The sequence below is a fragment of the Thioalkalivibrio sp. genome (assembly GCF_007692535.1).
Lineage (GTDB): Bacteria > Pseudomonadota > Gammaproteobacteria > Ectothiorhodospirales > Ectothiorhodospiraceae > Thioalkalivibrio.
Map to the genome: position 1 here is coordinate 1 of NZ_REBW01000079.1, position 11,710 is coordinate 11,710.

Annotated in this window: 9 protein-coding genes and 1 riboswitch; of the genes, 8 read left to right on the forward strand and 1 reads right to left on the reverse strand. The window is 67.6% G+C overall.

Annotated elements, in window-relative coordinates:
* The first annotated feature begins 151 nt into the window (after positions 1–151).
* On the forward strand, positions 152–1,513 hold the full coding sequence (locus EA346_RS03055; RefSeq protein ID WP_296755502.1) for a ribonuclease H-like domain-containing protein: 1,362 nt from the start codon (positions 152–154) through the stop codon (positions 1,511–1,513).
* Between the two features lie 188 nt (positions 1,514–1,701).
* On the forward strand, positions 1,702–2,082 hold the full coding sequence (locus EA346_RS03060; RefSeq protein WP_296755506.1) for a PilZ domain-containing protein: 381 nt from the start codon (positions 1,702–1,704) through the stop codon (positions 2,080–2,082).
* 66 nt (positions 2,083–2,148) lie between these two features.
* Here the strand turns inward: EA346_RS03060 and EA346_RS03065 are convergent, their stop codons facing one another.
* Positions 2,149–2,640, reverse strand: a complete 492-nt coding sequence (locus EA346_RS03065; RefSeq protein ID WP_296755509.1) for a GNAT family N-acetyltransferase — start codon at positions 2,638–2,640, stop codon at positions 2,149–2,151.
* A gap of 346 nt (positions 2,641–2,986) precedes the next feature.
* Positions 2,987–3,099: riboswitch (guanidine-I (ykkC/yxkD leader) on the forward strand.
* 64 nt (positions 3,100–3,163) lie between these two features.
* Here EA346_RS03065 and EA346_RS03070 point away from each other — a divergent pair.
* From EA346_RS03070 to EA346_RS03095, 6 genes are all read left to right on the forward strand, one after another.
* Complete coding sequence (locus EA346_RS03070) at positions 3,164–4,255, forward strand: putative urea ABC transporter substrate-binding protein (RefSeq protein WP_296755511.1); 1,092 nt, start codon at positions 3,164–3,166, stop codon at positions 4,253–4,255.
* Positions 4,256–4,396: 141 nt separating this feature from the next.
* Positions 4,397–5,215 (forward strand): ABC transporter permease, encoded by an 819-nt coding sequence (locus EA346_RS03075; RefSeq protein WP_296755514.1) that lies wholly within the window; start codon positions 4,397–4,399, stop codon positions 5,213–5,215.
* The gene (locus EA346_RS03080; protein ID WP_296755517.1) at positions 5,215–6,000 is read left to right on the forward strand and encodes an ABC transporter ATP-binding protein; all 786 of its coding nucleotides are present in this window, start codon (positions 5,215–5,217) and stop codon (positions 5,998–6,000) included. The genes EA346_RS03075 and EA346_RS03080 overlap by 1 nt, the downstream gene beginning before the upstream one ends.
* Positions 6,001–6,002: 2 nt before the next feature.
* The gene (locus EA346_RS03085; RefSeq protein ID WP_296755521.1) at positions 6,003–6,740 is read left to right on the forward strand and encodes an urea amidolyase associated protein UAAP1; all 738 of its coding nucleotides are present in this window, start codon (positions 6,003–6,005) and stop codon (positions 6,738–6,740) included.
* 4 nt (positions 6,741–6,744) lie between these two features.
* Positions 6,745–7,407 (forward strand): urea amidolyase associated protein UAAP2, encoded by a 663-nt coding sequence (locus EA346_RS03090; RefSeq protein WP_296755523.1) that lies wholly within the window; start codon positions 6,745–6,747, stop codon positions 7,405–7,407.
* Between the two features lie 274 nt (positions 7,408–7,681).
* A complete protein-coding gene (locus EA346_RS03095) occupies positions 7,682–11,413 on the forward strand; it encodes a 5-oxoprolinase/urea amidolyase family protein (protein WP_296755525.1) in 3,732 nt (1,243 codons plus the stop codon).
* The last annotated feature ends 297 nt before the right edge of the window (positions 11,414–11,710 follow it).

Consider the following 11,710-nt stretch of genomic DNA (forward strand, 5'->3'; position numbering starts at 1 on the left):
CAGGTGACCGCGGGCGCGGCCCGGTTGATCCGTGAATGTGAATGCCGCCACGGCTGCCCGGCCTGCGTCGGGCCAATCCTGGCCTCCGACGAGGAACGCGGCTTCTCACCGAAGACCGCGGCGCTGACCGTGCTGGCACAGTTCCAGTCCAATGAACCTGAAAAGCCGGCTTGAGGAGTTGCAGCGCCAGGCCGGGGCCAGCCCGGGTCCGGCGCCCGCCCTTCGCCAGGGGTCCAGGGATGCCGAGGGTGCGGGCGGGCTTCCACAACCCGATGCGACCATGCCTCCGGCGCAGCCGATGCCCGATGCCCTCCGGTCACGGCTGGAACGACTGGGCGGTCGTGCGGTTGAGTCGGCCGAGCATCGCTCCGGAGGCCGTGGCGCCGGAACGGCGTCGCCCCGGCGCCCGGAGGCGCCGGTGCTGGCTTCGAACCGGCAGCGCGCCGGCGGTGCCGCCGAACGGACTGCCGGGCTTGCGCGGCGTCTGGGCGGGGAGGTGGTTGCGCGGCACCTGATCCTGGTGGAGAGTCTCCTGCCGCTGGAGACGTGGCATGGTCGTGTGCGTCTGGCCGACTCGCTTCAGACCATGTGGCCGCTGGCCGCGAGCCAGGGAGCGGTCGCCGGTATCGATACCGAGACCACGGGGCTGTCCGGCGGCACCGGTACCACGGCGTTCATGATCGGCATTGCCCAGCCGGAGCCGGAACACGTCCGCGTACGGCAATGGCTGCTGACGGGCTTCGCCGGAGAGGCCGCGATGCTCGCCGCAGTCGCGGAGGTCCTGGCCGGGGTCGATCTGATGCTCAGTTACAACGGCAAGAGCTTCGATCTGCCGCTGCTGCGTGATCGCCGCCGCCTGCAGCGCGGGCCGGCGTTACCCGAGCCGCCGCACCTCGATCTGCTGCACCCAACGCGCCGGCTCTTCCGCAATGCCTGGCCCGACTGCCGGCTGGGGACCGCCGAGCGCCGACTCCTTGGTCTGACCCGCGAGGACGACCTGCCGGGTTCGGAGGCGCCGCGCGCCTGGCGTGACTACCTGGCCGGCGCGCCCGCCGATGATCTGGAGCGGGTGCTTCGCCACAACGCCCTGGACGTGCTCAGCCTGCTGGTGCTGGGGCCGGCGCTGACCCGGGTCCTGCGTGATCCGGCGGCGTTCGCTGCGGATCCCGTCGCGGCCGCCGAGACCTGGAACCGCAACGGCGATCGGGAGCAGGGCTTGTCCGTCCTGGCCGGTTCCCGCGACCGTCTCGACACGCGGGGTGAGCTTGAGCTCGCCTGGGCGCTGCGCCGCGCGGGGCGCTGGACCGAGGCTGCCGCGATCTGGGAACGGTTGGCCCGCGCTGGCTGCGCCGAGGCGATGGAGCGGCTGGCCAAGTACCACGAGCACGTGCGCCGCGACTGGTCCCAAGCCCTGGTGTACGCAAGCCGATTGGAGGAAGGTCCCGAGGCGCAGCGGCGGCGCCGGCGACTCGTTCGCCGCCTCAGCCCGGGGCAGGGCCGGTTGGACCTCTAGGGCAAACGCTGGGTTCTCGGCGTTTTTGGCCCCAATCGGTCGAAGAGCCTGCACGAATGGTGCGAATTTTGTGGCAACTGCAACTTCTTGCGCCTATCCTCGTTCTTAGGGATATCAGGACTTCTCGCCTTGACATTCGGCGTGGTGTCGCCAACGGGGACACGAGTCCACGGGTCGCTAGAGGAACCATGGAACAACGAAAGAACATGCGTTTCCCAGTCCGGTTGTCAGGACAACTGGATCTTCACGACGGCGAGTACGTCGATGCGGAGACCTGTGATGTCAGTCTCCAGGGAGCTTTCGTGGAGCATGTTCCCAGCGGGATTTCGGATCGGAGCTGCGTTCTGACGCTCTTCGCCGGGGGCGAGGACGTGTTCGCCATTACCGTGGACGGCTGGGTCGTGTACGAGAACGAACGGGGCTGCGGGATCGAGTTCGAGTCCATGGATACGCGGGACTTCGAGGCCTTCAAGGCCTTCCTCGAGACGCGGGCGCCCGATCCGAAATTGTTGCAGGGCGAGGTTGCGCGGGGCCGCATCCCGGTTCTCCAGGACTGGAAAATTTCCTGACCCGAACGGTTGTGCCGGTGGCCTCGACGTCGCCGTCGTTCCCTGCCGTCGTGCAACGCGACTGAATCAGGTCAGCGGCCTCGAAAAGACCAGCGCGTTGCAGCTTCGGCCGCCACCCAGAGCCTGTGGTTGCGTGTCGATCAGGCGCCAGCCCTTCGCCTCCAGGAACTGCCTCGCCGGCCGATTGAAATCCTCGCATCCCGCCTGCGCGAAGTCGAAACCGCGCTCGCGGATCCCCTCGATGGCCCGGGCCAGCAGCGCCGAGCCGATGCCGCGCCGGCGCATTCCCGCGGGTATCCAGATCTGGTCGACACAGTTGGCCGTGACGCTGCCATAGCCGACCAGGCGCTCCCCGAGGGTGGCGACCCACCCCTGTTCCGCCGGATTTCCAACGAGATCCGGAATGTGTCCGGCGTCCGGTCTGGCGATCGACCCGGGCGACAGGTGCCCCGCATAGGTCTCGCGCCATATCTCGGAAACCATCGCCACGACGGCATCTCGGTCGGCATCTGTGCCCGGGCGGATTACCAGGCGGGGCATCGCGATCACGTTGCTCATGAGTCCATGTTCCTCTCGTATCCCTGCATCTGCCGGTTGCACGCGGGTGAAGCGGAACCGTCCCGGCAGGGAACTCGCCGCCTGGCTGGCCATGCCTCCATGAAGGGACCGCCTTTCACGGGCAACGTTCATTCGGCCGTCCACTGTCGCACCGTTGTGATGCGGTCGCGCGCACCAGGATCGTGCATCGTGCACCTCGCAGCCTGAGTCGTCGCTGCCTGACATACCCAAGTCGCTGAAATCGCGACATCCCAGGTTCTGGCAGGAGACTTGCTATGCATCAGGGTAGGCACGGGAGATGCGGCCAACTTCGCTGGCTTCGTCTCCACACCGAAAAAAGGCAGCACCAATGGGTGACTAGGGTTCCGGTCCGCGCAGGCGGACGACTGGTCCGAGAGTTGCCGACCTTCCCGGGGTTCAACGGAGAGGGTTACACGGCGGGACAAAAGCCCGGGAGATTCGCGGTCGTTCGTCGCGCTCCCGTGCCCTGGTCTGACACCGGTAACCACAAGAGGATCTCCTCATGAACCCGTTCCACTTCGCTTTCCGCCGCCTTCCGCTTCGGCTCCTGATGCTCGGCTTTCTGCTCGCCGCAATCGGAGCCACCGGCACCGCCCAGGCCCAGCAGAAGGACAGCTTCCGCATCGCCTGGAGCATCTACGTGGGCTGGATGCCCTGGGGCTTTGGCGCCGACTCGGGCATCGTCGACAAATGGGCCGAGAAGTACGGGATCGACATCGAGGTCGTGCAGATCAACGACTACATCGAGTCGATCAACCTGTACACCGCCGGTTCCTTCGATGGCGTGACCGTCACCAACATGGACGCCCTGACGATCCCGGCCGCCGGCGGCGTGGATACCACCGCGCTGATCGTCGGCGACTTCTCCGACGGCAATGACGGCCTGATCCTGAAGGGTACCGACCAGCTGGAGGACGTACGCGGGCGGAACGTGCACCTGGTCGAACTCTCCGTGTCGCACTATCTGCTGGCCCGGGCGCTCGACTCGGTGGGCATGACCGAGCGCGACATCCGTGTCGTGAACACCTCGGATGCCGACATCGTCGGCGCCTTCGGCTCACGCGACGTCGAGGCGGTGGTCACCTGGAACCCCCAGCTCGGCGAGATCCGCGGCCGTGACGATGCCCACGTGGTTTTCGATTCCAGCCAGATCCCCGGCGAGATCATGGACCTGCTGGTGGTCAACACGGCGGTGCTGGAGGCCAACCCCGCCCTGGGCAAGGCGCTGACCGGTGCCTGGTACGAGATCATGGACGTCATGCGTGGCGACGACGAGGCCGCGCGTGAGGCGCGCGCCGCGATGGGAGAGGCCGGCGGCACCGACCTCGAGGGCTACGAGGCGCAACTGGCCTCCACGCGCATGTTCTACGACGCTTCCGACGCGGTGGCGTTCGTAACCGGCGAGGAGCCGATCGAGACGATGGAGAAGGTGCGCCAGTTTGCGTTCGAACACGGACTGCTCGGCGAGCGCGCGCCCAATCCGGACTTTGTCGGCATCGAATTCGCTGACGGATCCATTCTGGGTAGTCCGGACAATGTGCAGTTCCGCTTCACCGCGGAGTACATGCAGATGGCCGCGGACGGCGAACTCTGATCCGCTGAAACTCCCAGCCGCCGACACTTCCCGTATGGAAACGACCCAGCCAGCGCCTGCAGCTTTCGGCAGACGTCCGTCGGCGGATGGCGCTGCGCTCTTTCGCCCTGCACGGGTGGGTTTGGCATCGCCGCTGCCCCTATGAAACGCTTCATCAACCAGCGTCCGCGGCGAGCGGTCGGATACCTGCTCGGGCTGCTGCCGTTTGTGCTGCTGCTGCTCGCCTACATGGCGGCGTCGGCGGCGCGGCTCGCGGAGAATCCGAATGACCCGCTGCTGCCGTCGCTGGGCACCCTGTTCGACACCTTCTGGCGGCTTGCCACCGAACCCAGCCGGCGCACCGGTGAACTGGTGCTTTGGGTGGATACCGCAGCAAGCCTGACCCGCCTGGGTCTGGGCGTGGTCATCAGCATGGCGATGGGGCTGCTGGTCGGCATTCTCGCCGGGCTCATTCCCTATGCCGGCCGGACCCTGTCCCCGTTGATCACCGCGGTGGCCATGATCCCGCCGCTGGCGGTGCTGCCCATCCTGTTCATCACCTTCGGTGTCGGCGAACTCGCCAAGGTGGTGCTGATCGTGTTCGGGATCGCGCCTTTCATCATCCGCGACGTGAAGCAGCGGGTCGAGGAACTGCCGACCGAGCAACTGATCAAGGCCCAGACTCTGGGTGCGTCGACCTGGCTGATCATCCTGCGCGTCGTGCTGCCCCAGGTCGTCCCGCGCCTGCTCGACGCGACCCGGCTCGCACTGGGGGCTGCATGGCTGTTCCTGATCGCCTCCGAGGCCATCGCTGCGACCGAGGGGCTCGGCTACCGCATCTTCCTGGTCCGGCGTTTCATGGACATGGCCACCATCCTGCCCTACGTGGTCTGGATCACGCTGCTCGCCTTTCTCCTCGACGTCGCGCTGCGGTTCGCGAATCGCATGCTGTTCCCCTGGTACGGGGGCCGGAGGGGCTGATGTCCGCGGTCACGCTGAAGAACATCTGGAAGACCTACGGCCGCGACGTCGTGCTGGAACGGGTGAACCTGCACGTGAAGTCGGGTGAGTTCGTGACCGTCGTCGGGGCGTCCGGCTGCGGCAAGACCACCTTCCTGCGCATGCTCCTTGGCGAGGAGACCCCCACCCGGGGCGAACTGCTGATGGACGGCCGGCCGATGCCCGCTGAGCCGGGTCCCGACCGTGGCGTGGTATTTCAGAAGTACTCGGTGTTCCCGCACCTGAATGCGCTGAACAACGTCCTGGTGGCCGAGGAATTCGGCCGCGCCCGCCTGACCGGGCACCTGTTCGGCGCGGCACGGAGAACGGCCCGCGACAAGGCCGTCGCCATGCTCGAGGCGGTCGGTCTGCAGCAGGCCCTGAAGAAATACCCGCACGAGCTCTCGGGCGGGATGCAGCAGCGTCTCGCGATCGCGCAGGCCTTGATGAAGGATCCCCGGATCCTGCTGCTGGACGAACCCTTCGGCGCGCTGGATCCGGGGATCCGCAAGGACATGCACGCGCTGATCCTGGATCTCTGGAAGCGCCGCGGGCTGACCATCTTCATGGTCACCCACGACCTGAAAGAGGGCTTCTACCTGGGCACAAGGCTCCTGGTCTTCGACAAGGTCCGCCATGATCCGCAGGCACCCAACGCCTACGGCGCCAACATCACCTACGACATCCCCGTGGGCCGGACCGAACCCGAAATCCTGGCCGAGATCCGCGACCAGACGGGTCTGCCGCTGGCAACTGAGGAGAACTGACGATGAACGATCCGGATACGCTCCCGGAAGCGGCGGTGCACCAAGACCGCGTTCCCGGCGGCCGCTACTGGTCGATGGTGATCCGGCGCGGCTTCACGCTGCGCCTGATCGACCGCGAGGGCAGGGCGAATGTCTCGATGCTGCTGTACAACCCGCAGAACCTGCTCGAGCGCTACAACATGGCCGATACGCTGAAGGGCCAGCACACGTCGAGGCTGACCCGCGGCAACATGCTGTATTCCGACATGGGCCGGGTGATGCTCTCCATCGTAGAGGACACCGCGGGATGGCACGACGCCATCGGCGGAATCACCCGCGACGCCGACATCGTGCGCAAGTACGGCGAGCACCGCTACCAGCAGTACCGCAACGACTTCTACCGCAGCGGCCGCGAACTGTTCCTGATCGAACTGGCCAAGTGGGGCCTGGGCAAGCGCGATCTGGTCGCCAACCTGAACTTTTTCAGCAAGGTCTACGCGGGCGCGGACGGCGTGCTGCACTTCGATCCCGAAAACAGCCGGCCGGGCGACCATGTGGACCTGCGCGCCGAGATGGACACACTGGTGGTGCTGAACACCGCGCCGCACCCGATGGATCCGGCGCCGGTCTACGATCCCGGTCCGCTGGAGCTCAGCATCTACCGCACGCCACCGGTAACGGCCGACGACTACTGCGTGAATTTCCGCCCGGAGAACGCACGCGCCTTCGCGAACACCGCGATCCATAACTGCCAGGGGTGAGGAGATGACTGGAATCCATCTGATGGAGAGCCCGCTGGACCCCGCCAAGGCCGCGTGCCGCGAGGTGGTACCGGCCGGCGAGCCCTGGCTGAAGGAACTGCGCAGGGGTCAGACCCTGCGCATCCTGGACCTCGAGGGCAACCAGGCCGTGGATACCCTGTTCTACAGCCTGGAGCGGCCCACGGTGGAGCGCTACAGCGCGATCGACACCCTGCAGGCGCAGGGGAACGTCTACCTCACCACCGGCACGAAGCTGATGTCGAACGAGGGCAACGTGATGCTGACCATCACCGCCGACACCTGCGGGCGCCACGACACGCTCGGAGGTGCCTGCGCGGCGGAGTCGAACCAGGTGCGCTACGGCCTCGAGAAGAAGCCGATGCACTCCTGCCGCGACAGCTTCCTGCGCGCGCTGAGTGAGAGCGACTACGGCCTGGGCAAGCGCGACCTTGCCAGCAACATCAATTTCTTCATGAACGTACCGCTGACCCCCGAAGGCGGCCTGACCTTCGAGGACGGCATCTCCGATGCCGGCAAGTACGTGGAGATGCGCGCCGAGATGGACGTGCTGGTCCTGGTCTCGAACTGCCCGCAGCTGAACAACCCCTGCAACGCCTACAACCCCACGCCGGTGGAAATGATCATCTGGGATCCGACGGAGCACTGACCCTCGTCCCGACGGTCATGGCCCCCCTGTGGGAGCGAGCCTCGCTCGCGAAATCGGGCTCGGTTGGCCGCCAGCCCCGGGCGTGCCTGCGGCGCGTTCGCGTGCAAGGCTCGCCCCCACAGGGGGGCGGGGCCATGGCCGTGACTTTCACGCTAACCCTCCCCGAGTTTTGGTTTGGAGGTCGATGCGCCGGGGACGGCCCCGGCGGCACTTGTTCACCGCGGGACGGCCCGCGGACCCTGGGACCTGAGGTCCCGATGGGAGCAGCATCAAGATGTTCGACAAGGTATTGATCGCGAACCGCGGCGCCATCGCCTGCCGCATCATCCGTACGCTGAAGCGCATGGGCGTCGGGGCGGTGGCCGTGTATTCGGAGGCGGACCGGCACTCGCTGCACGTGCGCGAAGCCGACGAGGCGGTGCTGATCGGCCCGGCGGCGCCCGCGCAGTCCTACCTCGACGCCGAACGCATCCTCCGGGTCGCCCGCGAGACGGGTGCCGGGGCGGTTCACCCCGGGTACGGGTTCCTGTCCGAGAATGCGGGCTTCGCCGAGGCCTGCGAGGCGGCCGGAATCGCCTTCGCCGGGCCGACGCCGGACCAGATCCGCGACTTCGGGTTGAAGCACCGCGCCCGCGCCCTGGCCCAGGCCGCCGGTTTGCCGATGCTGCCCGGCACCGAGTTGCTGGAGAACCCGGATCAGGCGCTGGCGCAGGCCCGACGGATCGGTTTCCCGCTGATGCTGAAGAGTACCGCCGGGGGTGGCGGCATCGGCATGCAGTTGTGCCGCGACGAGGCCGGTCTGCGCGAGGCCTGGGATTCGGTGCAGCGGCTAGCGAAGAACAACTTCGCGAACACCGGCGTTTTCCTGGAGAAATACGTCGAGCACGCCCGGCACATCGAGGTGCAGATCTTCGGCGACGGCCAGGGCGGAGTGATCGCGCTGGGCGAGCGCGACTGTTCGCTGCAGCGGCGCAACCAGAAGGTGGTCGAGGAAGCGCCTGCGCCCAACCTGCGCGAGGCCGTTCGCACCCGTTTGCTCGCCGATGCGGAGGCCCTGGGACGCGGTGTGTGCTACCGCAGCGCCGGCACCGTCGAATACCTGTACGACGCGGATACCGGTGCTTTCTACTTTCTCGAGGTGAATACGCGGCTGCAGGTGGAGCACGGTGTGACGGAAGAGGTCACCGGCGTCGATCTCGTCGAGTGGATGCTGCGCGCGGCGGCCGGCGAGCTGCCCCCCCTGGAGACGCTGCGTCCGGGGCCCGCGCGGGGCCACGCAATCCAGGCGCGGATCTATGCCGAGGACCCCGGCAAGCACTTTCAGCCCTCCGCCGGCCTGTTGACCGAGGCCCGGTTTCCGGCGAATGCCCGCATCGATACCTGGGTCGAGCGCGGCAGCGAGATCTCGGCCTTCTACGACCCGATGATCGCCAAGCTGATTGTGCACGCAGACGACCGCGATGCCGCCTGCGCCAGCCTGCAGGCGGCATTGGCGGCCACCGACCTGCAGGGGCTGGAGACCAACCTGCGCTACCTGCGGCAGATTGCCACCGACCCGGTGTTTCGCAGCGGGGAACAGACGACGCGCACGCTGGGGGGTCTCGAATACCGCGCCGAGAGCATCGACGTGCTCGATCCTGGCACCCAGACCATGCTGCAGGACTGGCCGGGCCGTGTCGGCCATTGGGACATCGGCGTGCCGCCGTCGGGCCCGATGGACAGCCTCGCGTTCCGGCTGGGCAACCGGCTGCTCGGCAACCCCGAGGGTGCCGCCGGGCTGGAGTTGACCGTCACCGGCCCGACGCTGCGTTTCAACAGCGATGCCGTGATCGCGCTGACCGGCGCACGGATGTCGGCACACCTGGACGGCGAGCCCGTCGCGTACTGGACGGCGCTGCCGGTCCGCCGTGGACAGGTGCTGGAACTGGGGAATATCCGTGGCGCCGGGGTGCGCAGCTACCTGCTGCTGCGTGGTGGACTCGACGCGCCGGCGGTGATGGGCAGCCGCGCGACCTTCACGCTGGGGCGCATCGGCGGCCACGGGGGACGGGTGCTCCGCCCGGGCGACGTGCTGCACCTGGCCGGTGAGCCTGCCCCCGGCACCGGCGTCCTCGCGCCCGAGGCGATTCCGGAATACCGCCATGAATGGCGGCTGCGGACCGTCTATGGGCCGCACGGCGCCCCGGACTTTTTCACCCGGCAGGACATCGAGACCTTCTTCGCCACCGACTGGGAAGTGCACTACAACTCCAGCCGCACCGGTGTGCGCCTGATCGGTCCGCGCCCGCAGTGGGCCCGGGCCGACGGTGGCGAGGCCGGCCTGCATCCCTCGAACATCCACGACAATGCCTACGCGATCGGCACCGTCGACTTCACCGGCGACATGCCGGTGATCCTGGGCCCGGATGGCCCCAGCCTGGGCGGTTTCGTCTGCCCGGCGACGGTGATCGAGGCCGATCTCTGGAAGCTAGGGCAACTGCGGCCCGGTGACACCCTGCGCTTCGAGGCGGTGGATCTGGCCACGGCGCGCCGGCTCGCGGAGGAGGTGGACACGGCGGTGGAAAACCTCGCCGGGCTGTCGGAGGCCGGCGTCATACCCGTGACGCCGGTTGAGATCGCGGCCACCAGCCCGGTGCTGCGCGAGCTCCCGGTAGGCGGAGGGCTGCAGGACGGTCGTGGAGGCGATGGCCTGGACGCGCCCCTGCCGCCGGAGGCGCGGGCGACCCTGAGCGCCAGCCGGAACGTCCCCGGGGGCGGCGGCCGAATCCTGGCGCCCGTAGCGCACCCGGTCGGGGTGACCTACCGCCCCGCCGGCGACCGCTACCTGCTGGTCGAGTACGGTCCGATGGTGCTGGACCTCGCGCTGCGTTTCCGGGTTCAGGCGCTGCTTGACTGGCTGACCGAGCAGCGGATCCCGGGCATCCGGGAAATGACCCCCGGCGTGCGCAGCCTGCAGCTCCACTACGAGCCCCGGCAACTCCCGGTGGAGCGTCTGCTGGAACTGCTGGAGCAGGCCGAGACGGAACTGCTGGACCTGTCCGAGGCGGAGATGCCCTCGCGCATCGTCCACCTGCCGCTGGCCTGGGACGACAGCCAGACCCAACTCGCGACGCGCAAGTACATGCAGTCGGTGCGCCCCGACGCGCCCTGGTGCCCGCGCAACATCGAGTTCATCCGGCGCATCAACGGACTGGACAGCGAGGAGGAGGTCAAGCGCATCGTGTTTGAGGCTTCCTACCTGGTGATGGGTCTGGGCGACGTGTACCTGTCCGCGCCGGTGGCGACGCCGGTGGACCCCCGCCACCGACTGGTCACGACCAAGTACAACCCCGCGCGTACCTGGACCCCGGAGAACGCGGTCGGCATCGGCGGCGCCTACATGTGCATCTACGGGATGGAAGGGCCCGGCGGCTACCAGTTCGTCGGGCGCACGCTGCCGATCTGGAACCGCTACAAGAAGACCCCGGAATTCGAACAGCCCTGGCTGCTGCGCTTCTTCGACCAGATCCGTTTTTACGAGGTTTCCGAGCCCGAGCTTCTCGAGATGCGCGAGGCGTTCCCGCGCGGCGGGTTGCGTCTGGAAATCGAGGAGACGCGTTTCTCGCTCGCCGGGTACAACCGCTTCCTGAGCGAAAACCGGGAGAGCATCGAGATCTTTCAACACCGCCAGCGTTCCGCCTTCGAGGCGGAGCGTCAGCGCTGGGTCGAGGCCGGGCAGGCGGATTACGTGGCTGAGCCCGACGCACCCGCTGCGGGTTCCGATGGCCTCGAACTGGCCGAAGGCGAGCAGGCGGTCGCCGGCCACGTGGCCGGCAGCCTGTGGGCGCTGGAGGTGAGCGAGGGAGACTTGGTGCAGGCCGGGCAGACGCTGCTGGTGCTGGAATCGATGAAGATGGAGATCCCTGTGACCGCTCGCGCCGCAGGCACCGTGGTCCGGGTGCTGTGCCGGGAAGGGGCTTCGGTGATGCCCGGGCAGGCTTTGTTGGTGATCCGGGTGGGTGGGTAGTGGGTAGTTGGTAGTGGGTTCGGCTTTTGGCGTTGTGGGTTGCGCTGGTGGGGGTGCGCGGGGGCCGGACACGCTCAAGCCGTCCGTGGGCGCTCGACGGCGGCCATCCATGGCCGCCGACGGTCCGGCCCCCGCGCACCCCCACCAGCGCTCCGATCGTTGGGGTTTGCGTGGGTTATAAAAACAACTCCAGTCGAGCCGCTGGTCATCCGGGAGGTGTTCGTTCGTGCCCGAAGGCTGTCTTTGGCTGTGGTAGGACAGGGGGGTTGACGAATGCTGTTGCTAACTTTCATGGCC